Source organism: Soonwooa buanensis, from assembly GCF_900167905.1.
Taxonomy (GTDB): Bacteria; Bacteroidota; Bacteroidia; order Flavobacteriales; family Weeksellaceae; genus Soonwooa; species Soonwooa buanensis.
The window spans coordinates 1-24643 of sequence record NZ_FUYZ01000007.1 but is presented as its reverse complement, the minus strand read 5'-3'; the positions used below and the strand labels follow the sequence as shown (position 1 = coordinate 24643).

At 34.4% G+C, this 24643-nt stretch carries 20 protein-coding genes; 8 read left to right on the top strand and 12 right to left on the bottom strand.

Features of this window, described 5'->3' with window-relative positions; translation table 11 throughout:
* Position 1: 1 nt before the first annotated feature.
* Both trmB and B5X62_RS10295 read left to right on the top strand, forming a co-directional pair.
* Entirely contained in the window at positions 2–679 is a 678-nt protein-coding gene (gene trmB / locus B5X62_RS10300; RefSeq protein WP_079667346.1) for a tRNA (guanosine(46)-N7)-methyltransferase TrmB, read from the top strand.
* Between the two features lie 3 nt (positions 680–682).
* Positions 683–1303: a DUF6759 domain-containing protein gene (locus B5X62_RS10295; RefSeq protein WP_144038356.1), complete on the top strand. Its 621-nt coding sequence runs from the start codon at positions 683–685 to the stop codon at positions 1301–1303.
* Positions 1304–1380: 77 nt separating this feature from the next.
* Here B5X62_RS10295 and rpsB read toward each other — a convergent pair whose 3' ends face one another.
* From rpsB to rplM, 3 genes are all read right to left on the bottom strand, one after another.
* Positions 1381–2139: a 30S ribosomal protein S2 gene (gene rpsB / locus B5X62_RS10290; protein ID WP_079667344.1), complete on the bottom strand. Its 759-nt coding sequence runs from the start codon at positions 2137–2139 to the stop codon at positions 1381–1383.
* A 183-nt stretch (positions 2140–2322) separates the two neighbouring features.
* Complete coding sequence (gene rpsI, locus B5X62_RS10285) at positions 2323–2709, bottom strand: 30S ribosomal protein S9 (protein WP_079667343.1); 387 nt, start codon at positions 2707–2709, stop codon at positions 2323–2325.
* Between the two features lie 5 nt (positions 2710–2714).
* The gene (rplM, locus tag B5X62_RS10280) at positions 2715–3170 is read right to left on the bottom strand and encodes a 50S ribosomal protein L13 (RefSeq protein WP_079667342.1); all 456 of its coding nucleotides are present in this window, start codon (positions 3168–3170) and stop codon (positions 2715–2717) included.
* 308 nt (positions 3171–3478) lie between these two features.
* Here rplM and B5X62_RS10275 point away from each other — a divergent pair, with 308 nt between their 5' ends.
* Positions 3479–4618: a DUF3667 domain-containing protein gene (locus tag B5X62_RS10275; protein ID WP_079667341.1), complete on the top strand. Its 1140-nt coding sequence runs from the start codon at positions 3479–3481 to the stop codon at positions 4616–4618.
* A 79-nt stretch (positions 4619–4697) separates the two neighbouring features.
* Here B5X62_RS10275 and B5X62_RS10270 read toward each other — a convergent pair whose 3' ends face one another.
* Complete coding sequence (locus B5X62_RS10270; RefSeq protein WP_079667340.1) at positions 4698–5030, bottom strand: hypothetical protein; 333 nt, start codon at positions 5028–5030, stop codon at positions 4698–4700.
* Positions 5031–6557 (bottom strand): toxin-antitoxin system YwqK family antitoxin, encoded by a 1527-nt coding sequence (locus tag B5X62_RS10265; RefSeq protein ID WP_079667339.1) that lies wholly within the window; start codon positions 6555–6557, stop codon positions 5031–5033.
* 143 nt (positions 6558–6700) lie between these two features.
* On the opposite strand from B5X62_RS10265, the gene B5X62_RS10260 reads away from it, so the two are divergent.
* Together B5X62_RS10260 and B5X62_RS10255 are read left to right on the top strand one after the other, a co-directional pair.
* On the top strand, positions 6701–10048 hold the full coding sequence (locus B5X62_RS10260) for a methylmalonyl-CoA mutase family protein (RefSeq protein WP_079667338.1): 3348 nt from the start codon (positions 6701–6703) through the stop codon (positions 10046–10048).
* A gap of 164 nt (positions 10049–10212) precedes the next feature.
* On the top strand, positions 10213–10611 hold the full coding sequence (locus B5X62_RS10255; protein ID WP_079667337.1) for a GlcG/HbpS family heme-binding protein: 399 nt from the start codon (positions 10213–10215) through the stop codon (positions 10609–10611).
* Positions 10612–10681: 70 nt separating this feature from the next.
* Here the strand turns inward: B5X62_RS10255 and B5X62_RS10250 are convergent, their stop codons facing one another.
* Positions 10682–11134 (bottom strand): DUF420 domain-containing protein, encoded by a 453-nt coding sequence (locus tag B5X62_RS10250; protein WP_079667336.1) that lies wholly within the window; start codon positions 11132–11134, stop codon positions 10682–10684.
* 233 nt (positions 11135–11367) lie between these two features.
* Between B5X62_RS10250 and B5X62_RS10245 the strand changes: the two genes are divergently transcribed.
* Positions 11368–11907, top strand: a complete 540-nt coding sequence (locus B5X62_RS10245; protein ID WP_079667335.1) for a hypothetical protein — start codon at positions 11368–11370, stop codon at positions 11905–11907.
* Positions 11908–12008: 101 nt separating this feature from the next.
* On the opposite strand, the gene B5X62_RS10240 is transcribed toward B5X62_RS10245, so the two are convergent.
* From B5X62_RS10240 to B5X62_RS10225, 4 genes are all read right to left on the bottom strand, one after another.
* Positions 12009–13388, bottom strand: a complete 1380-nt coding sequence (locus tag B5X62_RS10240) for a T9SS type A sorting domain-containing protein (protein ID WP_079667334.1) — start codon at positions 13386–13388, stop codon at positions 12009–12011.
* A gap of 190 nt (positions 13389–13578) precedes the next feature.
* Positions 13579–15252, bottom strand: a complete 1674-nt coding sequence (locus B5X62_RS10235; protein WP_079667333.1) for a tetratricopeptide repeat protein — start codon at positions 15250–15252, stop codon at positions 13579–13581.
* 124 nt (positions 15253–15376) lie between these two features.
* Entirely contained in the window at positions 15377–17362 is a 1986-nt protein-coding gene (locus tag B5X62_RS10230; protein WP_079667332.1) for a T9SS type A sorting domain-containing protein, read from the bottom strand.
* Positions 17363–17582: 220 nt separating this feature from the next.
* Positions 17583–19259, bottom strand: a complete 1677-nt coding sequence (locus tag B5X62_RS10225; protein WP_079667331.1) for a tetratricopeptide repeat protein — start codon at positions 19257–19259, stop codon at positions 17583–17585.
* A 170-nt stretch (positions 19260–19429) separates the two neighbouring features.
* Here B5X62_RS10225 and B5X62_RS10220 point away from each other — a divergent pair, with 170 nt between their 5' ends.
* Complete coding sequence (locus B5X62_RS10220; protein ID WP_079667330.1) at positions 19430–20563, top strand: serine hydrolase domain-containing protein; 1134 nt, start codon at positions 19430–19432, stop codon at positions 20561–20563.
* Positions 20564–20576: 13 nt separating this feature from the next.
* Here the strand turns inward: B5X62_RS10220 and B5X62_RS10215 are convergent, their stop codons facing one another.
* Both B5X62_RS10215 and B5X62_RS10210 read right to left on the bottom strand, forming a co-directional pair.
* Positions 20577–21938: a M64 family metallopeptidase gene (locus B5X62_RS10215; RefSeq protein WP_079667329.1), complete on the bottom strand. Its 1362-nt coding sequence runs from the start codon at positions 21936–21938 to the stop codon at positions 20577–20579.
* 3 nt (positions 21939–21941) lie between these two features.
* Positions 21942–22430 carry a hypothetical protein gene (locus B5X62_RS10210; RefSeq protein ID WP_079667328.1) on the bottom strand — a complete coding sequence of 163 codons (489 nt, stop codon included), beginning with the start codon at positions 22428–22430 and terminating at the stop codon, positions 21942–21944.
* Positions 22431–22543: 113 nt separating this feature from the next.
* On the opposite strand from B5X62_RS10210, the gene B5X62_RS10205 reads away from it, so the two are divergent.
* Complete coding sequence (locus tag B5X62_RS10205; RefSeq protein ID WP_079667327.1) at positions 22544–24247, top strand: OmpA family protein; 1704 nt, start codon at positions 22544–22546, stop codon at positions 24245–24247.
* Positions 24248–24643 lie beyond the last annotated feature (396 nt).

Below are 24643 nucleotides of genomic sequence, written 5' to 3'. Positions count from 1 at the left end.
AATGGGCAAGAATAAAATCGCAAGATTCGAAGAGAATAAAGTATTACCTAACGTCTTTCAACCAACCCGCGAGGAAGCACTTAACAATTATCCACTAAAAGGAAATTGGAGAAAGGACGTTTTTAAAAATGATAATCCTATTGTCCTAGAACTCGGCTGCGGAAAAGGTGAATACAGTGTTGGATTAGCCAAAGCTTTTCCCGAAAAAAACTTTATTGGTATTGACATAAAAGGCGCTCGTTTTTGGTTTGGGGCAAAAGAAGCTCATACATCAGGAATGAATAATGTTGCTTTTTTAAGAACCCAAATCGAATTGATTGAACACTTCTTTGCAGAAAATGAAGTTGACGAAATTTGGATTACTTTCCCAGATCCACAAATAAAATACAGACGTACAAAACATCGTCTTACCCATCCTGACTTCCTTGATCGTTATAAAAAAATCATGAAGAAAGAAGGTGTTGTTCATCTAAAAACAGATTCAGAATTTTTACATGGATATACATTAGGTTATTTGCAAGGCGCAGGACACGATATTATCACAGCTCATCACGATATCTATGGTGCACCAGAGTACGAACCAGGAACACCACTTCTAAGAGAAATACAGACTTATTACGAGCAATTATTCTCAGCAAAAGGAAAAACTATAACCTATATCAGATTTCGAATTAAGTAACCTATGAATAAAATCATCTGTGCTATAGGGCTTGCCTTATTAGCATCATGTAGTTCTGCCACCACCTCATCCTCTGGCAAGAAGTACCACATCACGCAAAGTACAGACATCAAAGAAATTGAGAATTACTTGCAAACAGCTCATAAAGACGATCAATACCGACTTTTTTTGAAGAGAAAATTGGTGGCATTAAAAAATGCAGCGTGGATGAAGAGTGGACAAGGTGTACCGATGGCTGCTAGACCAATAGTGACAGATCTTCCATCTAATCCTAAAACCAACACGCTTGATCGTGCGCTTTTTAATAAACTAATGGAAGAGGCAAAAGCGAATGAAAAGCAAAATACTGTACAAGTGCTAAATGAGCTCTTTAAAGATCCCAATCCCAACGAGAGCACATCTGTTGTTTTAATCCAAAATAAAAGCATTTGTGACATGATATTAACCCTTGACGGCCCTAAAGCATATAACCTTGCTATTCCAGCTAATTCTGACAAAAGCATCGTTGTTGAAAAAGGTGATTACAAATTGAAATCTAATGTCTGCGATGCACCATACGAATCTTCAAAAAGCATTTCTAAAGGCATTATCATTACATTAAATAGAAGCACCAACAAAAGCTAGTTTTATTTAAAAATATAAAAAACAAAAAAGGTTCAGAATAAATTCTGAACCTTTTTTTATTTCGATTAATCTGTTGATTAAGCTTCGAAGTCAGCATCTTTTTCTGCTGTAGCCTTCTCCCCTTCTTCTTTAGATTTTTCTTTCTCAGCTTTTCTTTGAGATTGTCCTTCTTTGATAGATTCTGATACTACAGAAAGTACCATATCGATAGCTTTAGAAGCATCATCGTTTCCTGGGATAACGAAGTCAACTTTTCTAGGATCAGAGTTAGTATCAACGATACCGAAAACTGGAATACCTAATTTTTTAGCTTCTGTAACAGCGATGTGTTCTCTCATAATATCTACTACGAAGATAGCAGACGGAAGACGCACCATGTCAGAGATAGAACCTAAGTTCTTCTCAAGGTTAGCTCTTTGACGATCAACTTGCAATCTTTCTTTTTTAGATAAAGTTTCGAAAGTACCATCTTTCTTCATTTTATCGATAGCGTTCATTTTCTTAACCGCTTTTCTGATAGTTACGAAGTTCGTCAACATACCACCTGGCCATCTTTCTGTGATGTAAGGCATGTTAAGTTCTGCTGCATGTTTAGCAACAACTTCTTTCGCTTGCTTTTTAGTCGCTACGAAAAGAACTTTTTTACCTGCAGAAGTTATTTTTTCTAAAGCGTTACAAGCTTCGTCCAATTTAACTGCTGTTTTATGTAAATCTACGATGTGAATACCGTTTTTCTCCATGAAAATGTATGGAGCCATATTTGGGTTCCACTTTCTAGTCATGTGACCGAAGTGTACGCCAGCCTCTAGAAGGTCTTTTACATTTGCTTTTGCCATGTTTTCTTTTTTTGTTAGTTTACTTTCCGTTTCTTAAACAATCAACAACTTCTATAGATGGGAGAAGCGTTTGGATGCTAAACGTAACGGGCAATTTTTAAAATTAGATTAATAGATTTTAGATATGAGACAGCAGACAAAAAATCTGAAATCTGACATCTCCAATCTGATGTCTGAAAAAAATTAACGTTTTGAGAATTGGAATCTCTTTCTTGCTTTTTTCTGACCTGGTTTCTTTCTTTCAACCATTCTAGAATCTCTAGTAAGAACACCGTGAGGTTTTAACATCCCTCTGAATTCTTCGTTGATTTCGCAAAGAGCTCTTGAAACGCCTAATCTGATAGCTTCAGCTTGACCTGTGATACCACCACCGAAAACATTAACTGTTACGTCATACTGACCTACAGTTTCTGTTAATAAAAATGGTTGGTTGGTTTTATATACTAAAACATCTGTACCGAAGTATTCTTTAACGTCTTTACCATTAATAGTGATGTTACCAGCACCTGGTTTTACGTATACTCTAGCTACAGAAGTTTTTCTTCTTCCGATTTTGTGTACTGTAGACATACTTATTATTTAAATTCGTTAAGGTTGATTACTTTTGGCTGTTGAGCTTCGTGCTTATGCTCAGTCCCTACATATACATGAAGGTTTTTAAGGATAGCGCTACCCAATCTGTTTTTTGGAAGCATCCCTTTAACTGCTTTTTGAACAACTTTTAGGTTGTCTTTTTTCATAAGTTCAGCAGCAGTCATAGACTTTTGTCCACCTGGATATCCTGTATGCCAGATATAAGTCTTATCATCCCACTTGTTTCCTGAAAGTTCTACTTTCTCTGCATTCAAAACGATTACGTTATCTCCACAATCTGCATGTGGTGTGTAATTCGTTTTGTGCTTACCTCTCAAAATCTTTGCAACTTTAGAAGCCATACGTCCTAATGGTTGCCCAGCAGCGTCTACTACAACCCATTCTTTATTTGCAGTAGCTTTGTTTGCCGATACGGTTTTGTAACTTAATGTATTCACAATTTATCGTTTACGATTAAACATAATTTTTCCCTATAAAAGGTGTGCAAAGGTAAGTAATATTTTTGGAATAAAAAATCCTTTTCAAAATTTCTAAAAATTATTATCTCGTTCAACGCCTTAAATAATGAATTGTCTGCATTTTTTGAAGGTTAAAATTTAATATTAGAAATACTTTAAAAACAAAATAGGATTTAAAAGAAACAAAATTTCATAAAAAACAGACAAATTCATTTACCGTTCATCATTTTTTCTAAATATCATTTGAACAGAAAAATTATATTTGCGTCTGAAAACATCATCACATTATGAGCCACGGAAAAATCAGGCATGAGAAAGATTGTCTTAATTGCGGACATTACGTAGAAGAAAGATTTTGTCCACATTGCGGTCAAGAAAATACAGAAACAAGACAACCATTTCATTTTTTATTCACCCATTTCATAGAGGATTTAACACACTATGACGGACAATTCTGGGGAACAATTAAAAATCTTCTTTTCAAACCAGGAAAGCTTACCAACACCTATTTAGAAGGCAAACGTCAAATATTCGTCCCACCAGTTAAGTTATACATTTTTGTCAGTTTCATCACATTTTTCGTATTTACGTTTTTCCCAACTATTCATTTTGATAATACCCATAATCCGTACAAAACACAAAGTGAAGCCACCGCTGCAAAGAAAGAATCACAAGCAAAACGCGAAATCTTAATGGAAGCGTTAGAAAGTCTCAAAAATAACGATGATAAGCAACTTTCCAACTCTATTGTTAATAACAAAATTGATTCTCTAAGAGCAACCTTTAATAAAAATAGTACAGATGAAGATGTTAGTTTTGACTTGAAAGACTTAATTGATGCTGATAATGGCATTGGCGAAGATGGTAGTTTTCTTGGTTACAAAACACAAGAGGATTATGACAAAGGCACAAAAAATAAAATCGCAGGTTTGACATGGCTACAAGATGCATTCGCTCACAAATATTTTGAACTAAAAGAACAAGGTGTCAAAAAAGGTGAAATCTACACCAAAATTTTACAAACCTCTTTCCACAATCTACCGAAGGCATTGTTCATCTATCTTCCGATTTTTGCATTCTTTTTATGGATTTTCCACAACAAGAAAAAATGGTGGTATTTCGATCATGGTATTTTTACACTGCATTATTTTTCGTTTTTATTACTAACAATTTTAATTGCTGGATTAGGTATAAAACTTAGCAGCGCTATGGGAACTAACGAATTTTTAGCACAGATCGTTAATTTCTTTCTAGTCCTATTAATGATCTATAGCGGTATCTATTTCTTTATCGCACATCATCGCGTTTACAAATCGCATGGCATTATTAGCATATTGATAGGATGGTTTATATTTTTACTAAATGCTTTTGCATTCTCCTTTTTAGTGGTGGCAGTTGGCCTCATTAGTTTTATTATGATGCATTAATTCAATATTTAATAAACAAAAAAGCGCTTCAAAATAAATTGAGGCGCTTTCTTTTTTTAAATATGATTAAAATTAAATCCTATTGTCGCAATGACTTGCTGTCTCGGAAACTTGCTATTAAGTAATAAGCGACAAAAACCGTCGAGAATCTGATAATAGAAGGAATCGCAATTTCAAAATTGAAAAACGCAAAACCAATCGCTACCAATAACACGACGCCTATTAACGAAAATCCCATTTTTTTAGGAAGTTCCCAGTCTGGGCGGTCAACATAATACGCCATTCCCCAACCTAATCCAAAAGCAAATGCATAATACAAATCTACTTTTGGCAAGCCTGTTCCCGATAAAAAATACTGAAATAAGAAACTCAACAATGTTCCTACTACTAAATATATAAGTGCTCGCTTCATCTAATTTCGACCTAACAAAAATTCTTCGTAAATATAAGAAGTTGGTTGGTAATATTCGTCATCTTCGATTTTTAAAAGCTCTTTTGACTCCGAAAACATCAAGCCTTTCTCGGTATATTTTCTAGTATACAACCACTTATCCTTTATCTCTTGTTCGATTTCTCCATAATAGTCTTTATATCTCAATTTGCCGTGTACTAGCAATCCTTCATTAACAGTGGCTTTAGAAATCTGTTTACCATTTTTGTATTGCGTAACTTCTCCACTAAAATTATACGACCCTTCAAAACGCTTATAACTATAGGTTAAATTTTTGTTTTCGTCATAAACATTAGTATTAAATGTTTTCAAAACAGGATCATATTTAGACTCGTAAGCTGTATTTCCCGTTTCTGGATAAGTCGCTTTAGAATACACCATAATCCCTTTTTCGTACTTGGATGTCACATTATTATCATACATTTCGCCATCGCTAGGACTTCCATCAACATAGATTAATTTTGACTTAACACTTTGGTCAGGATTATAATAAATAACTTCTTTGATCATGTCCTCATCATATACCGTTTCATCTTTTAATTTTCCTGCTTCATCAAAATTTTTAAGATTTTTGGTTTTAAAATTGTCATAAACGCTAATCGTCATAACAGCATCATTATCATAACCAAACGTATAATCTTCTCCCGAATACTCCATCAAATAGCTTAAGTCAGGATTAGTTTTATAATTAACTTTTGCGATTTGTTTTCCTTCTTTATTAAAAGTAATCTTACTGGCTTCTTTATTCTTTTTTGAATATTCTTGCGCTTTTTCGCCAGTTATATAAAAGAGTTCGTAAGATTTTATCTCGCCATTTTTATCATATTGATCAACACGGTTAATTCTGAAAGGATTGTAGGCAAACGAGACATCAATACCTTTTATTTTATAATCGGCATCCATTTTTCGACTACCAATAAGCTTACCTTTCGGACCATAAAACTTTGTTTCGGTCTCACTACCATCTTTATAAAAAGACTCGTAACCCATTGGATTTTCTTCGCTCAAGAAAACACGAGAATACACAACATCACCATTTTTAAATTCTGTCACACTATTATATTCGGTCTCGAGTTCTTTATCACTGTAGCTATAATGCTTACCAGTCATGGTGCCTTCTCCACTAAAGACAATATCTTCTATCAAGCGACCTTTGGTGTCATAACCTTTGGACATACCCGATATTTCTCCATTTTTAAATTCGGTGATGCTTTGCGGCTTTCCGTCTGGGTAATACCAAGTCACTTTCCCGTTATAGACTTCTGATCCAGGCGTTGGATCAATAGCCGTACCTTCCATTTGTAAGGTTCCGTTTTTGTAAAAATCTTTAATTAAAGTTTCTTGACCTTGTTTATAAGCTTCTCGATAATAGCTCATATTTTCTTTCTTAGTTGGCTGCCAATCTTCATCGAAGTAGGTAATCTCTTGCCCAAATACAGAAATACTGAAACTAACGGCAAAAAAAGCCGAGAGTAATAACTTTTTCATAATTTATTTTTTTGCGTGATAAAAATAATGAATAAACATCGATTCTTAAAAGAAAGCTTACAACTTTAACAATATCTTCACGCTTTTTTATGCTTTGAATAAATCAGTCGAATTCATTATATTTGAAGGTTACTAAATTGAATATGGAAAACCAAAAATACACCCCTAACAATAAGGTTAGAATTGTAACTGCGGCGGCGCTTTTCGACGGGCACGATGCAGCGATTAATATTATGCGTCGTGTGATCCAAGGTTCGGGATGCGAAGTGATCCACCTCGGACACGATAAATCTGCGGAAGAAGTGGTAAACACTGCGATTCAGGAAGACGCCAATGCCATTGCGTTGACGTCGTATCAAGGTGGTCACAACGAGTATTTCAAATACATTTATGATCTTTTGAGAGAGAAAAACTCACCACAAATCAAGATTTTTGGTGGCGGTGGCGGTGTTATTCTTCCCGAAGAAATCAAAGATTTGATGGATTATGGTGTGGACAGAATTTATTCTCCAGACGATGGTCGCGAGCTTGGTCTTCAAGGGATGATTGATGATTTGGTGAAAAGATCAGACTTCGCAACAGGTGAAAAAATTACAGCTGCTGATGTTAATGATTTGAAGTTTGAAGATTCAGCGAAGTTGGCGCAAATCATCTCTGCGGTTGAAAATTTCTCTGAGGAAAAACCAGAATTGGTCACAGCAATCAATGAAAAAGCTAAAGATTTAAATATTCCTATTGTCGGGATTACAGGAACTGGTGGTGCGGGTAAATCTTCATTAACAGACGAATTGGTGAGACGTTTCTTACGCTCGAATCCAGATAAAAAAATCGCAATTATCTCAATCGACCCATCTAAAAAGAAGACAGGTGGAGCACTTTTAGGGGACAGAATTCGTATGAATTCCATCAACGATCCGCGCGTATTTATGCGTTCGATGGCGACGCGTGAGAACAACGTTTCGGTTTCGCCTTTCGTTCATACCGCTTTGAATGTTTTAAAATTGGCTCATCCTGATGTTATTATTTTGGAAACTTCGGGTATCGGTCAATCAGGTTCTGAAGTTTCGGATATTGCTGATGTTTCAATGTACGTGATGACGCCTGAATACGGTGCTTCAACGCAATTGGAGAAAATCGACATGTTGGATTACGCCGATTTAATTGCTTTAAATAAATCCGATAAGCGTGGTGCTTTGGATGCCTTGCAAGCGGTAAGAAAGCAGTTCCAAAGAAATCATTTGCTTTGGGAAAATCAATTGGACGAAATGCCGGTTTTCGCTACAAAAGCGTCTCAGTTCAATGATCACGGAACAACAGAATTATTCAATACTTTGGTTAAAAAAGTAAACGAAAAATTTAGTTCAACAGGTCTTCAAGAGTTTTTAGAACAAGAAATTACGAGTGATACGACGATTATTCCTGGGAAAAGAGTTCGTTATCTTTCCGAAATCGTTGAGAACAACACACAATACGACCAAAAAGTTTTGAAGCAAGCAGATTTGGCTCGTAAAATGTACCATATTGATGGTGTTAAAAATTTAATTCAAAATGAAGTTTTAGATGCTGAATTCCAAAAAGCAGAAAAAGAACTTCAGCAAGAAAATATCGATTTCCTAAAAACTTGGGATGATACCAAAAAGGCTTTCCACGAGGAGTTTTATTCTTATTTCGTAAGAGGAAAAGAAATTAAAGTTGAAACGTCAACAGAATCTTTATCACATCTTAAAATCCCGAAAATTGCACTTCCAAAATACCATGATTGGGGCGATTTAATTGCATGGAAGGGTCAAGAAAATCTTCCAGGAAGTTTCCCTTACACGGCGGGAATTTATCCTTTTAAAAGAACAGGGGAAGATCCAACGAGAATGTTCGCAGGTGAAGGTGGTCCCGAAAGAACTAACAGACGTTTCCATTATGTTTCTGCGGAAATGCCTGCAAAACGTTTGTCAACGGCATTTGACTCGGTGACGCTTTATGGTCAAGATCCCGCTTTACCGCCAGATATTTATGGAAAAATTGGTAACGCTGGAGTTTCGATTGCAACTTTGGATGATGCCAAAAAATTATATTCAGGATTTGATTTAATTAATGCATTGACGTCGGTTTCAATGACGATTAATGGTCCTGCTCCAATGTTGTTGGCATTTTTCATGAATGCTGCAATCGACCAAAATGTGGAGAAATATTTGGAACAAAACGGACTTGAAGGCAAAATTGAAGAAGCTTTAAAAGCAAAATTCGATGCTAAAGGTCTGAAACGTCCAGAATACAACGGCGAATTGCCACCATCTAACAACGGGCTTGGACTGAAATTATTAGGTTTAACAGGCGACGAAGTAGTTCCTGCAGATGTTTATGCTAAAATTAAAGCCGAAACAATCGCAACAGTTCGTGGAACGGTTCAAGCCGATATTTTGAAGGAAGATCAAGCTCAAAATACTTGTATTTTCTCAACAGAATTTGCATTGCGATTGATGGGAGACGTTCAGGAATATTTCATTAAAAATAAAGTAAGAAACTTCTACTCGGTTTCAATTTCTGGTTATCACATTGCAGAAGCCGGCGCGAATCCTATTTCGCAGTTGGCATTTACGTTGGCAAATGGTTTCACGTATGTTGAATATTATTTGTCTCGTGGAATGGACATTAATGATTTTGCACCAAACCTATCATTCTTCTTTTCCAATGGTATCGATCCCGAATATTCGGTGATTGGTCGTGTGGCAAGAAGACTTTGGGCTAAAGCGATGAAGTTTAAATACGGTGCTGACGAGCGTTCTCAGATGTTGAAATATCATATCCAAACGTCGGGTCGTTCTCTTCACGCGCAAGAAATTGATTTTAACGATATCAGAACGACGCTTCAAGCTTTGTATGCGATTTATGATAACTGTAACTCGCTTCACACCAATGCGTATGACGAGGCGATTACCACGCCGACAGAAGAATCTGTAAGACGTGCGATGGCAATTCAGTTGATTATCAACAAAGAATTAGGTTTGGCGAAAAACGAAAATCCACTGCAAGGTTCATTCATTATTGAAGAGCTGACGGATTTGGTTGAAGAAGCTGTTTATGCAGAATTCGACAGAATTACAGAAAGAGGTGGCGTTCTTGGTGCGATGGAAACCATGTATCAACGTTCTAAAATCCAAGAAGAATCCATGCATTACGAATGGCTAAAACACACTGGTGAATATCCAATTATCGGTGTGAATACGTTCCTTGGGAAAGATGGTTCACCAACGGTTCGTCCTGGTGAAGTTATCCGTTCGACTGAGGAGGAAAAGCAAGCGCAAATTGAGAATTTGCACAACTTCCAAAATGCTAACGACGACAAATCTGCAGAAGCACTTAAAACACTTCAGCACGCTGCTATCAACCAGCAAAACTTATTCGAAGTGATGATGGATGCCGTGAAATTCTGTTCTCTTGGTCAAATTACCAACGCTCTTTTCGAAGTGGGTGGGAAATACAGAAGAAATATGTAGACGACAGCGTCGTCGGGCAATTATTACTACTAACTGTTGTTAATAATTACTTTAAAACAATTATAAAAACCTCATCGAAATCGGTGAGGTTTTTTTGTTATACAAGCCACTCAATTTCATCTATTTAATTTAAGTTATATTTGTAATTAACCAAAATTCGGAATATGAATATTACATTAGAAAATGCTGAAAAAATGATTTCGGCAGCGAAAGAAAAAGCGGTGGCTATCAACACGAAAATGAATATCGCAATTGTAGATGCAGGAGCAAATTTGGTTGCATTTGTGAGAATGGATGGCGCTTGGCTTGGTTCTTTGGATATCTCCATTAAAAAAGCAAAAACAGCTCGTTTCTTCGATATGAATACAGGCTCTATTGGTGAGTTATCTCAACCTGGAGGTTCTTTGTACAATATTGAACATTCAAATGGTGGTTTAATTACTTTCCCAGGTGGAATTCCGATTAAAAACAGCAATGGCGAAATTATTGGCGCGATTGGCGTAAGCGGAAGTACTGTAGAAAATGACCATGCTGTAGCTGAAGCAGGAATATCTGCTTTGTAAAATATTTTTCAAAAAGCAAAGAAAACCTCATAAGAAACAAAATCTTATGAGGTTTTTTTATTATCTATAATTATAAGAAAAACGCAAACAGACAAACAAAAAATGCTGTAATAGCGGTATAAAACAAACCGAAAATTACGAAGTAACCTAATTTTTTATGAGTGTTGCTAAAATTTCCTGGTAAATTGGTTTTCTTTTGTTGTCCCATTGATTTAAAAATCTGGAACCCCCAAATAATATAAGTAAGAACTGCCCCAATAATATGAGCGACAAGAAGCGTTTTAAACCAAGTTGTACTCGAATATTCGCTGTTTGCAACCAAACTTCCTGAACCGCCAGAAACTCTAATTAATCCTTCTAATGCCAAAACGCCAACAACGCAAGTAAAGAACAATCTTTTCTGAATTTTTGCGTGTAAGTCATAATTTCCCTTTCTAACTTGTGCAACGGCATAAAGCGTAACAAAAGGGGCAATAAAAGATAGAATTAACATTCCAAGAACGATTAAGAAACCTGCAGTCATAATTATTTTTTTTTGAAGTATTCAAATGTAGAGGTTTTATTATAGAAGCAATAATATTTGAATGGTAAAAAAAATAAGTAGTTCTATTTTTAAATAAAATTGTTGTTCATTTTAAAACAAGAAATAGAATATTTATTATAATATATAGAGTAAGGTTTAACAGAAACTTAACTTTCTTTTAAAAATAAAAATAGTTTTTCATCGTAATATTATAATACTAAAATTAATAAAAGATGAAAAAAATTATTTTACTAGCTTCAATTCTTGGAGCATTCAGCGTGACATTTGCGCAGTCAGTGGTCGGTTCTTACACACAATCGGCTTTAATTGCACCAGATCAAATACGAGATGCAGCGCAAACGGATGTCAAAATTACCCCAGACAAAACTCAGAAAAATAAAATTTGGATTTCTAATCTTATTGGTGGTTCAACATTTTATGCCATTGCAAATGCAAGTGACGAAGATAAAGCAGTATACAACGTTCCGGCACAGACTGTTGGTGGTTATGCTGTAAAATTGGGTTGCGTCATTTTTGACAAAGAAGAAAATGAAATTGCCATTGCTCTTAACAACAAGTCTCAATGTTTCGGTATTTCGCAATCGGATTATGATAATGTTTCGGTTAGTAAAAAAGGCGTAAATGCTGGCGGCGTAAAAGTTAGCAGTAACGGAGAGATTTCAGCGGGTGGCACCAAAGTCAGCAAAAAAGGTGTCGAAGTTGATGTTAAGGGAGCTCTTGCTGGTCTACAATATGTTGGAAAGAAGAATTGATTCTTTTAAATAATTTATATTAAAAAACAAAAAACCTCGCGATTGCGAGGTTTTCCCATTGATTAATGTTTCACCTAACTTAATAAATATATGAAAAAGATCTATTTCTTGATGACTTTATGGCTTTGCGATCCTTTATCCGTCGTTACATTAACATTGTAAACACCAGTTGTTAAGCTAGCAACATTTACTTTTTTGTCAGCATCTACTTTTGATTGATTAACCAATTGCCCAGATGCATTGTAGATTTTAACTGATTCTACTTTGTCCTTAGTTTCGATATTCAAAACGTCAGTTACAGGATTGGGATATAGTTTAACATCACTTTTAACTGCAATGTTTTGCGTTGCTAAATAACTATCAGGCAATTGAATGCGGAAACTTCTTAATTGCTCACTAAGATTAGATGGAAACGCCCAACCAGAAATGTATTTTCCATTTGGGGAAATCATTAAAGGAACATAGATTTTATCACCTCCCATATCGTAACCAAGCGTATTTTGTACAAAATCATTTAGGTCTTTAATACCGTCTTTTTGAGTCCAAATGAATGGATAATAAATCGCTGGTGAGTCAACATCCTTTTTCTCGATATAATAACCCATAACAATACTTGCATCGTTATTAAAAGCTGTCACCCAACCTGTTCGACCTGCTTCGTTAGTCAAAGTACCCAAATCCTTAACACCAGTAGCTTCGCTCCAAATCCACGCATTTGGAAACGCAAAATCACTTTTACCGCCAATCCATTTTCCATCTGGTGAGATAGCACGAACTTCTCCCAATTGATTATAATTATCAGTCGCACTGCCATTTGGATTGATTAACAGCATTTTATTAGTTTCATAAGTTCCATCTGCTTTTCTTTTCCAAACAGAAGATTTCCAAGGACCACCAATATCCTGATAACCAGCGACAATAGAACCATCGCCACTTATCGCATTAATCCTCGCATTTTTAGTAGGATTAGAAGATGTTAGTTCGATTGGTCCTTTATCTTCGTTCCAGACAAAACCTACTGATTTTTTGTTTCCATTAGAGTTGTAAGACAAACCGCCAACGGTTTTACCATCAGCAGAGATGTAATAACCAGAACTCATCGAGTTAGGATCTGATCCCATTCCTGTAAAACCTAATACTTTCCAAGTTTTAGTTTCGCTATCGTATCTAGACATTTGTGCTTTGAGACCAGTTCCGTTCGGATTTTCGTCGGATGCTGTCCCTGATAGATATCTTCCATCAGCAGAAAAAACAGCAACACCACCATAACCATTACCAGGAGCAATACCACCAATATTTTCGATGTCTTGCGTATCTGGATTCCAAATGTAGTAGGAACCTGGCGAGTTGTAAAGAGAAACTAAACCTTGGTTAGAAACACCAATCGCATTAGGCGAAAATTGAGTTCTGATGTATTGTGCTGAAATTTGATTAACCGATAATGCAAATAATACACTTGTAAATAGTAATTTACTTTTCATAATAATTAAAAATATTTGATGTGATAATTGTTTTGGTATTCGAAAATTTTCTTGAACAAAGATTATTATTCACAAATTAATTTCACAAAATATTGCTCGTACAATACTAATACAAGCACAAAAAACTATATTACATTTTTAATACATTATTTTACAAAACACTAAATATCAACACGTTAAATATATTACATTACAATTGCATCAAAAAATTGGTAAGATTGGTATCCTCTCCTTGGATGTTGAGTTTTTTTCGAAGTCGTGTCCTCGAAACCATAATCGAATTGACAGATTGATAGGTAATCGCAGAAATCTCTTTAGTTGATAAATTGAGCTTAAGAAAAGCGCACAATTTTTTTTCGTTAGGCGTCAAATCTGGAAACATTTTTTGAAGTTTAGAATAAAACTCAGGATTAACTTTTGTAAAATGTGTTTCAAATTCTGTCCAGACATCATTATCTTTTTTCTGGCGCATTTCCATAATCATCTCTTGGATCCGATTTTGGTTTTGCGCTGCAGCAGACTTTTTAAGTTCTATTAATTGATCGGAAATTGAATTAATGAGTTCATTCTTCTTAAGTAAAAACATCACCTTGCTAGTCATCTCCCGATCCTGATAAGCGATATCTTCTTTGAGTTTGTTACGTTCTAAAGACAAATTCTTTCGCTCCAACTCGAGCTTTTCGTTTTCAAGATTTATATTTTTAATTTTTGACTTTTGTAAGTAAATCCACAATATCAAAATCCCCAAAACCCCGATTAACAAAGCAGCAATAAGATATGCACGAAAACGTTGTTTGGTATTTTGAGCTTCTTTAAGTGCCAAATCTGATTCGAAATTTTCCTTTTGCTTGTCGAGTGCATATTTCATTTCAACTTGTGCAACATTTCTCAAACTCTGTTCATTAAAGAGACTATCTTTAATTTTCACCATTTTTGAAAAATTTAGATAAGCTTCCTTATACTTTCCTGTTTCATCATAAAGCGCCGTTAGCGACTCTAGGCTATTAACCATAGATTCGGGATTGCCAATATCTTTTCCTAATGCCAAAGCATCAGCAAAATATGTTTCGGCACGAGGATAATCTTTGCTTAGGGCGTAACATTTTCCAAGATTATTGTAACATTGGGCAATGCCACGTTTGTCATTTAAGTCTTGTCGAATTTTCAGAGCTTGTTCATAATAGTAAATCGCCAATGCATATTCTTTCTCCTCCATGTGACAGATACCAATATTGTTGTATAGCGAGCCGTTAAGCGTTTTGTCATTGTAGGTTTCGTTTATCTTTAAAGCCTTTTCGAAAAGCACAATTCCCTTTTTGAAATTCTTTTGCTTAATGTAGACACTTGCTGTATTATTAAGGATTTTCAGTTGGAGAAAACTTACATCTTTAGCAGCAATTACATTTTGTTCCTTCAAAAGTTTGTCTGCTTCCGCATAATGTTGTAGTGCTTTTTGGAAATCGCCTTGTTGCTGATCAAGATTTCCATAAAGGGAAATAAGCTCGATTTTGTTTTTATTTAATAATGGATCTTTAGGCGATTTTTGCAAAAGTTTATCATTAATAGAAGTTGCCTTCATGTAATATTCTAGTGATGCTGGATAGTTTCCCTTTGCAAGATAGATACTTCCCAATGTTTTATAAACATCAATTTTTTCAATTCCTTCTGGTAATTTGCCAATCAAAATATCAGCACGTTTACTATAATAAAGTGCGGAGTCTAAATTGGACTTTATAAAATTGTCCGATTTTTTAAGGTACTTATTGATTTCTATGACGTTAGGATCCGTTGATTCCTGCTTTCCCGTTAGCGAAAACAACAGATTGCTAAAGAAAATTAATATAACTAACAAATACCTCAACATTAACTTAGATTTTATACGGAAAGTTACAACTTATTGCGATTCGCATAAAAAAGTATTTTTGGAAATTTACATAAAAAAGGTCGCTCCCTTTCGGAAACAACCTCGAAAAAAATAACTTAAAAAATTAATTTACGATGAACTTCTTAGTGCTAAGAAAATTCTTTGTTTTTAATTTAATAATATAGACGCCATTTAGCATATCCGCAGTAGAAATTTTGTTGGTATTTTTACCACTCTTCAACAAAGCACCACTCATACTATAGACTTCGTATATCTCAGCATTTTCTGTCCAGTTAAGTGTTTTGTTAAGACGATCTATATAGATGCTAATATCTTTTTTAAGAATATTGCTTGTCGAAAGATTATTGGTAAACGGAACATCATAAAACTCAGTAGAAATAATCGTTGCTCCTGGTATTTTGTAATACACACCTAATTTATTAATTCTAGAATTGGTATGATCCCTTAAAAATCCTGTCCCATTGACATCACCTAGCGTCCCTAAACCATCTTTACTGAAAAGTACTTCGCCATCCCCTGTACCAATACTCATGGTATTATAATACTTGGTAGAATTAGGAACTTTTGCAAAATAAGCATAAGTAAATTCGCGTTTTGCATCTTCATTATACACGTAAGGACTTAATAATCCGTCTGATAAATTTACAGAAAAGCCTTGAGGATCGATACCGATGTAGATTCTATTTTCTTTTTGGAATTCACCAGTTACTGAATATTCGTTAACCAGTCCATAAGAAATATTTGAACCTTCTTCTCTCACACCATTGTTGGTAGCAAAAATATAGCTGGTCGTATTTTCTGGATTTTTGAATCTGTTAAATGTTGGTTTCAACATCTGATTATTTATGATAGACGAAAATGACACTTTTGTTGACCAATCCGCCACATCAAACATATCATAACGTTGAATAACATTACCATCTCCTACTACAAAACCTACCTGCTCTTTTTCTCCTTCTATAGACGCTAAAGCAAATTCTCCAATAACATTATCTTCATAACTTTTAAGTATGTTACCAGCTTCATCTGCTACATAGTAATTTGACCACATTTTGTCTTGTAACACGTCCTGATAAGTAATAGCGTACAAAAATTCTAATTGATCATCATTATTAAAAGTATGATTGGAAATCGAAAATTGGCTAGTTAATGGGAAAGTCGCAAAATTGGCACGAGCAAAAGTTTTTGGTTTATCTGGATATTTAGATTGAATATTTAACTTAACTTCCTTCTCGAAATTAAAGTCCAAATCTGCAATTTTCACTACTAGATGGTTATCAGGTGTTACCTCTTGAGAAGGCGTCATAAATAGCTTTTCGTATTGTGAGAGCACCAACTTTTCTTGCCCATTAACATTAATAAAAGACAATGGAGATCCCGCATAACCATTCGTGAATGACTTATCTACGAAGTATTCTTTTTTCAAATTGAATGATTGATCATACAACTTATAAAACGTTCCTGTCGTAGGGTAATCAAGATTTCTAGTTATCAATCTAATCTCTTGATTTGCCTTTCTTCGCACAAACGCCCCAATACCAGGAATCTCGCCAATCTTTTCACCATCCTCATTAAAAATGTAATTGACATTCTTTTGGTAATTCGGACCAGTTCCACCCTCGAAATAATGCACGAATACAATAAATTTCAACTTACCGTCATTTGGACCAATATCTTTACTAGCTTGTGAAAGAACCTGAACATCATTAGCTGTGCTAGGAAGATTAAAATTAATCGTCTTAGTAGTTTCAAGATCATCATTTAATAACTTGATGGTTGCATTTGCATTACTTCCAAAAGTATAGTTAAGCTCAAATGTTCTTAAGCTATTATCATCGATATTCGAAATCTGTCCCCAAGCTCTACTACTAAATAGCGGTGTCTCATTTTTGTTGGAATTATTAAGAGTTGACGGCTTTGATGATATAAGTTCCGCGAAATTATTATTGATCGTAATCTTTTCGCCAGAAGCGTTATAAGATTTTTGAATACTGTAAAAATCATCAGATTGATTGAAACGGATTTTCTCCTGTCCTTTTCCGAAAACAGACATCAAAAGTAAAGATGCCAAAATTGTAGATTTCTTCATAATATTTATTTAGTTGATAAAGTTGTTTGTCAAAACTATCTTATCCGATTTGACTATGACAAATATCATCTAACTAAAAAATAAGCAAGAATTTCGCACCCTACAAAATCAGTACATTAACTAAAAAACACATTACATTAACAGTACAAATAATCACAAATAACTAATAACTAAAAACTTACAAACTTAAAACAAATAATAACGAAATGCTAAAATTACATTATAACTGCATCAAAAAATTATTTAGATTAGTATCTTCTCCTTGTATATTTAGCTTTTTCCGAAGGCGCGATCTTGAAACTGTGATGGTATTAAGTGACTGATAAGTGATGGTCGATATATCTTTTGTCGACATATTAAGACGCAAAAAAGCGCAGAGCTTTTTCTCATTTGGCGTTAAATCGGGATACAATTTTTGAAGATTGGAATAAAAATCAGGATGAACTTTGGTAAAATATGTTTCAAACTCTGTCCAAACATCGTTGTCTTTTTTCTGCCGAACTTCTGTAATAATATCCTGAATATGTTTTTGATTAGCTTGCGATGCATTCTTTTTAAGATCAATCAACTGGTTTCCGATATTGGTTATCAATTCATTTTTTTTCAAAAGAAACATCATCTTGCTGGTGATTTCTCGATTCTGAAATGCAACTTCTTCTTTTAATTTATCTTTTTCAAGACTAATATTCTTATGCTCCAGTTCCAGTTTATCTTTGGAAAGCTCGATGTTCTTAATTTTCAATTTCTGCATATAAATCCACAAACCTGCTAAACATAACAACAACAAAAGGCCAACAGAAACGGAAATATAGATGATTGTCAATTTAATTCTTTGCGCTTCCTTTTGTTTAAGTTCAAAATCATACGCTTCTTTTTGGCGCTCGAGACGATAATTCATTTCCAATTGAGACGTATGTTTTACGGTTTCGTTGTTGTACAAACTATCTTTTAATTTTGTAAAAGCTTTATAGTTAATAAAAGCTTCAGATGTTTTGTTGGTCTTTTCATACAATGCACTTAAAGATTCCAAAGACTTTAAAACAGAATCTGTAAAACTACTTTTCTGTCCAATTTCTAATGCATTTTTGAAGTAGGATTCTGCCTTTGCATAGTTTTTATTTTTGGAATAAGCTTCTCCCAAGTTATTGTAGCTCTGTGCAATACCACGTTGATCGTTTAGACTTTTTCTAATTTGTAAAGATTGCTCGAGATAGTAAATTGCCAAAGGAAAATCGCCTAATTCTATATGAGCTATTCCCAAATTATTGAGAAGGTGAGAATCTAGATTTTTGTCTTTAACGCCTTTATTGTTAATATCTCTTGCTAATTCTATAAAGTTCAAAGATTTTCTAAAATCACTTTTTTTAGAATAAACTCCCGCTAGATTATTAAGAATTTTAAGTTTCAGCATATTACTTTGCGTTAGATTTTTTAGCTTTACTTCATCCAATAATAGCATCGCTTTATTATAATATTCGGAAGCTTTATTGAGATTATTTTGCTGCATTTCGACATTCCCGAAACGTATTAAGAAATGTATTTTGTTAGCTAGAAGTTCATCATTCTTAGGATTTTTTAGCAGCTCTGATTCTACGATTTTGGCGCCTTTTAGATAATTTTCTAACGACGCAACATAATTACTGCGATTAAGATAAATGTTGCCTAGGCTTACAAAAATATCAACTTTATTGTTGGTCGTCGAAAGTTTATCAATGATCTCATTCGCCTTTTTGCTATAATAAAGCGCCGAATCTAAATTCACGTTAATAAAATCATCTGATTTTTTAAGATACTTATTGATTTCGATGACTTTAGGATCTTTCGAGTTCTGATTTCCACTTTGCGAAAACAACAAATTGCTAAAGAAAATTAATATAACTAACAAATACCTCAACATTAATTTAGATTTAATACCGAAAGTTACAACTTATTGCGATTCGCATAAAAAAGTATTTTTGGAAATTTTTAAGATTAGAAAGCATCCAAATCCTAAGTCTGAAATCTGATAAAAACCAAATTGCTTTTCAGAATTCTATATTTTCCTTATTTTTAAAACAAAAACACATTTTGAAGAATCATTTTCCTTTTTATTTTTTGTTCGTTTTTCTAATTTGTTTTCAATCTTGCAAAAAAGCTAAAGAAGTCGAAGCTCAAAAAATTATTGATCAGAAAAGAATTGAAGACAGTATTTCGCTCGCCAAAAAAACAGCGGAAATCGCACCGCTTTTAGATTCAATAATTTTAAAAAATAAGTTTAATGCCATCGTTTCTGTAGATTGGGACAACAAAAAAATCTATGAGCGCGCCAATGGTTTTTCTAATTTTAAAACTGAAACAAAAATCGACAACCAAACTCTTTTTCCCATTGCGTCGAACAGTAAGCAGTTTGCTGGTGTTTTAATCCTACAACTTCATGAGCAACAAAAACTTAATCTCGATGATAAAGTGTCAAAATATCTACAAGATTATAAGACAAAAACTTATCAAGATATCACCGTTGCTCAATTACTACATCACACTTCTGGCGTTAATTTTATTGGAGAGCGACTTCTTTTCAAACCAGGAACAGCGATGCATTATTCTAATGATGGCTACAAAAGTCTAGGCGATATTGTCGAAAATCTTACTGGAAAATCTTATGATGATAATGTTATGGCTTTGTTCCAAAAGTTAGGAATGACACATTCTTCAACAGGAAATCTCTTTAACGGAAACAATTTTGCAAGCGCACATCTTGGAAGTTTAAAACAAAATGAAGAAGTCCCAAACATGCCAAAACGTTTGGATAAAAATAATATTTCGATTGCAGCTGGTGGGATTTTGTCAACAGTTGATGACCTTCATCTTTGGAATAGATCTTTGTATAACGGAAAAATATTGAGCGATTCGGCATTTCAAATTTTTGTAAAGCCTGCCAAAACTTTTGATCATTATATTTTAGGAAAGGTAAAATACGGTTGCGGAATTATGATTCATGACGAAAATCCAAAAACCTATCTCCACACTGGCTATGTTAAAGGCGCTCCGTCTTTGGTGATGTATTATCCAAAAACTAAAACTTCTGTTGTTATCCTTTCCAATATCGCTAACGAAAAGCTAGGTAAAAAAGCCATCTACAAAAGTCATCGCGAGATAAGAGCAAAAATAGATTCTTTACAAATGCTCTGGACAAAAGCAGAAACAAAAAGCACCGCTGGTTAACGGTGCTTGTAGTCTATTCTTTAATAACTTGTTTGGTAAATAAGAGCGAAGCATCTTTATAAACGCTTACAACATAAGTTGCTCTCGCTAGATACTTCATGTCAACTTTATAATTGTCCGACTCTTTTAATTTAAGTTTAGAAATCACACGACCAGACATATCAGTAATCACCGCTGATAATTCGCCTAGATTCTTCTGTTTAGAACCAATTTGCAAATAATCATTTGTTGGATTAGGATAAACAACGAAATCATAGATTTGACTTCCAACATTTGACACACCCAAATTACTACGATTAATCGTCCATGTAATACTCGTTAAATGCGTCGCCGAATGGTTGTCAACTCTAACATCTGTAGTATTATCAACTACGTTAAAAGTTAATTGATTATTCCCGATTTGCAACTGATTTTTATTAATAGTCAAAGTTCCAGAATTAGTACCAACGGCTGTTCCGTTTAACTTCCAACTAGCAGCCAAAGTATTTGGAATTGGTAAAATGAGATTAACATTAAAATTCATTTGTTCTTCTGCTCCTATTGTTCCTGTATTTGTCGGCGTATAAGATTCTACTGGATTTTGAGTTGCGTGGATTTTCTCTATTAAAGTCTCTTTACAAACGTTACAAAATTGCTGATTAAGATAGCGCATTTCACAACTTTGATGTGGTCGGAACCAAGTTGGACTTTCGGTATACGGATAGATCCCAACATTATTAGTACCAACCCAATTTTTCCATTTTATAGTTGCCGGATCATTATTTTTCGTTTTATTGGGAGATTCTCCACTGCCCGAGAACCAATATTCATCCGCTAACTTTCCGAAAGAATGGCCTAGCTCGTGCACCGCGACATCTGGCGCTTGGTTGTGTCTTGACAAAAAAGCAAATGCACCACCACAACCACCATATTCGGTATCATTACCAACAATTAGCGCCATATCATAATCGGGAAAATTATTAGCTAAAGTTTGTGATGTTTTATTTACATTTCCGTAAACACAACGGTGTGTCCCACCAACATCATAAGAGGTCCCTAAATAATTATTAGGATTAGAAATCGGTATAACAGGTTCTGCTACGTCTGATGCAGTCCCTGGATGTTTAACACCAGATTCCGCCGAGATTACTTTAATCGCATAAACATTGAAATAATTCTTGTAGTTGGTATAAGGCGCTTTACTAAACAGATAGTTTGCAATATTAGCAACATCTTGTGTAAAAGTCGCTTGCTGGCTGCTTGTATAACCATCGCCCATAATAACAAGGTTGATGCGTTTATCGCGTGGACCATTTTCTAAAACTGGTACAACTTCGAATGTCTGCGCGCACATAAGTCCGCCTAACATCCCAAATAATAAGGAGAGTTTTTTCATAATTTATAAGTTTTGATTGTGTATTAACCTAGTATTTTGTCCATTAATTTCATAAATATTAATTTGAGTAATCTTCACGTCGGAATCTTGATTGTATCTAATCGAAAATTCAGCTTTATCAAAATTGGCTTGCTCTTTTTCCATTCCTGTAGGTGTATAGCTTTCCATGACAGGCGCAAGCGGATCATCTAGCAAGAAGGTTTTTACAATTTTTTGATCAGCTGTTAACAAATCAATCTTAAGATAATTTGGCATTTGTTCTCTCCTATTGTCCAAAACCTCCAATTTAATAAAGCCATCTGTTATTTTTTTATCTTGTAACTTAACAATCGGCGAAGATTTGCCTTTTTCAATTTCGAAAAAGAGATACATTATTTTTGGAGAAGCAGCCTGTTCAGCAGATTTCGGCGTACTATTAATACCCGACTTTGCATTGTAGCCAACATCGCAAGCGTAAAGAAAAAATAATAAAAAAGGAGAAATCCATTTCATAGTAAAAGTTTTGATGAAGGTAAATATTTTCTATTATAAAATTAATAATTTATTGTATTTTTTATTGTGACAAATTAAAACTATAAAATCCCTATTTTTACAAAAATTTTTCTGTGAAAAAAATCTATGCTTTTTTATTGTTAAGCTGTTCATTTGTTGCTACAAAAGCGCAATATTATGGCGACTTTGACAATAACTTCCGAATCGGAATTAATGGTGGAATCGATGTACCTTCTTTGGACAACAAAACGCCTTTTATCAATTACAAACCTGGTTTTAATGTCGGCGCAAATGTTGACTATTTTTGGACTTGGTTCGGATTGGGAGCAGATTTTAATTATTTAAGTAATTCAGCAAAAAGCACCTACCCTACTGATAATTTATTTTTAAACAATGTTAAATTAAATAACATTCAGCTTTCAGAAAATTCTCTTAACCGAATGTTTGTCGGCATTGGCCCTAATTTCAAACATGATTTTTCTGATGAGCTTTCGATGATTTTCAAACTTCGTGGTGGTATTAGCACTTTGAAGAATGGCGATATCCAATTGGCAGGAATCGCTAATAATCAAAACATTGCACTCAACGAACATAATAGTTACGATGTATCAAGTGTTGCGAGTGCAAAAGCACAGTTGGAGTTTAATTATTTCTTCACTGAAAATCTTGGGTTAAATTTTGGGGCATATTATCTTCAGCATTTCCAAATTAAAGAAAACGGAACAGGTACAATTGCAGGCTATTATCCATATTCGGAAGTCAATGGACAAAATAACCTCAACACACAACAAGGCTTCCAAGGTCGTAGCACGCTGGAGCACGAGGCGCATTCTATTGGGGCTTTTGCTGGTTTGGTGTACCGTTTCGGGAATACTTACAAAAATAAAAAGTCTAAAGTTGCGACAAACACTTACAAAATGGAAGTTTTAGTGAAAGACAAATATTCTGGCGAAGTGCTTCCAAATTCGGAGGTTGTATTATTTAACAGTCAAGGTCAGCGCGCATACTACGGAACTTCTAATAAAGACGGAAAGGTAACATTTAATAATGTAAAACCTGATGATTACGAGCTTAAAGGAAAATATCGCGACATTAATTTAGTCACAAAAAAGATTGAAAAAACGACTATTTTCACATTAACACCTTTGTATTTCGAATTAGAAAATGAGGACGAAAGATTCTTTATCGAAGGAAAAGTGACCGATTGCAAAACACAAAAAGCTTTACCTTACGCCAGTGTTAGTCTTAAAAATGAAAAAACTTCTGAAGTTAAAAACCTAAAAACTTCGGCGAACGGAACTTTCAGTTTTATGGCTTCAAAAGATGAATTGTACAGCATCTATGGCAAAAAAGGAAACTACTTCTCACAAACCGAAAATCTTGATGGCAAAAAGAATGATCGAACTAAAAAAATGTTTATCAATCTTCAAGTTTGTATGGAGGAAGCGACTTGTGACAAAGCGATTAACTTGCAAAACATTAATTACGATTTTGATAAAACCGCAATTCGTGAGGATGCAAAGCCAGAACTTGACAAGCTTTATCAATTCTTAGCCGAAAACTCAACAATAAAGTTGGAGTTATCATCACATACAGACTCTCGAGGTTCTGATGATTACAACCTAAAGCTATCGCAAGGTCGCGCAGATTCGGCGGTTAATTATTTAGTATCAAAAGGACTTAGCCGAAGTCGAGTTATCGCAAAAGGTTATGGCGAAACGAAATTATTAAATGAATGTAAAAACGACGTTAACTGCTCCGAAGAGCAACATCAACACAATAGAAGAACGGAATTCAAAGTTATTTGTGCGAAATAAACAACCTGAGTTTAAGACAAGAAAACTAATGTCAGCTTGAGTGGTTTTCGAAGAAAATTGAATCGAAAACAAGTTAATTTTATTATCATTAAAAAGACTTCTCGATACAAAATATTTCAAATTTTCACTCCTTTAGATTTGTAACAAGAAAAGAGATAACTTTAAGATAAAGAGAAAAGTGTTTAAGTAAACTAATATTTACTCAGAGTTGTGGCTCATACTTCGATTTAGACTTAAACACTTCTTATCATAAACTCAGATAGAAATTCGGGTTTAAAACCCATTATAAAGGAGTTGAGCTCTAGATAAGTTTCTCTTTAAAATCTTAAAATCAAAGTTATGGAAAAAGTTTTTATTGGAGTAGATGTTAGCAAATTAACCTTGGATTTATTTGTA

What these genes read in the sequence shown, in the direction of transcription:
- trmB (WP_079667346.1), top strand. Translation starts at nt 2, where the DNA reads ATGGGCAAGAATAAAATCGCAAGATTCGAAGAGAATAAAGTATTACCT.
- B5X62_RS10295 (WP_144038356.1), top strand. Translation starts at nt 683, where the DNA reads ATGAATAAAATCATCTGTGCTATAGGGCTTGCCTTATTAGCATCATGT.
- rpsB (WP_079667344.1), bottom strand. Translation starts at nt 2,139, where the DNA reads ATGGCAAAAGCAAATGTAAAAGACCTTCTAGAGGCTGGCGTACACTTC.
- rpsI (WP_079667343.1), bottom strand. Translation starts at nt 2,709, where the DNA reads ATGTCTACAGTACACAAAATCGGAAGAAGAAAAACTTCTGTAGCTAGA.
- B5X62_RS10275 (WP_079667341.1), top strand. Translation starts at nt 3,479, where the DNA reads ATGAGCCACGGAAAAATCAGGCATGAGAAAGATTGTCTTAATTGCGGA.
- B5X62_RS10270 (WP_079667340.1), bottom strand. Translation starts at nt 5,030, where the DNA reads ATGAAGCGAGCACTTATATATTTAGTAGTAGGAACATTGTTGAGTTTC.
- B5X62_RS10265 (WP_079667339.1), bottom strand. Translation starts at nt 6,557, where the DNA reads ATGAAAAAGTTATTACTCTCGGCTTTTTTTGCCGTTAGTTTCAGTATT.
- B5X62_RS10260 (WP_079667338.1), top strand. Translation starts at nt 6,701, where the DNA reads ATGGAAAACCAAAAATACACCCCTAACAATAAGGTTAGAATTGTAACT.
- B5X62_RS10255 (WP_079667337.1), top strand. Translation starts at nt 10,213, where the DNA reads ATGAATATTACATTAGAAAATGCTGAAAAAATGATTTCGGCAGCGAAA.
- B5X62_RS10250 (WP_079667336.1), bottom strand. Translation starts at nt 11,134, where the DNA reads ATGACTGCAGGTTTCTTAATCGTTCTTGGAATGTTAATTCTATCTTTT.
- B5X62_RS10245 (WP_079667335.1), top strand. Translation starts at nt 11,368, where the DNA reads ATGAAAAAAATTATTTTACTAGCTTCAATTCTTGGAGCATTCAGCGTG.
- B5X62_RS10240 (WP_079667334.1), bottom strand. Translation starts at nt 13,388, where the DNA reads ATGAAAAGTAAATTACTATTTACAAGTGTATTATTTGCATTATCGGTT.
- B5X62_RS10235 (WP_079667333.1), bottom strand. Translation starts at nt 15,252, where the DNA reads ATGTTGAGGTATTTGTTAGTTATATTAATTTTCTTTAGCAATCTGTTG.
- B5X62_RS10230 (WP_079667332.1), bottom strand. Translation starts at nt 17,362, where the DNA reads ATGAAGAAATCTACAATTTTGGCATCTTTACTTTTGATGTCTGTTTTC.
- B5X62_RS10225 (WP_079667331.1), bottom strand. Translation starts at nt 19,259, where the DNA reads ATGTTGAGGTATTTGTTAGTTATATTAATTTTCTTTAGCAATTTGTTG.
- B5X62_RS10215 (WP_079667329.1), bottom strand. Translation starts at nt 21,938, where the DNA reads ATGAAAAAACTCTCCTTATTATTTGGGATGTTAGGCGGACTTATGTGC.
- B5X62_RS10210 (WP_079667328.1), bottom strand. Translation starts at nt 22,430, where the DNA reads ATGAAATGGATTTCTCCTTTTTTATTATTTTTTCTTTACGCTTGCGAT.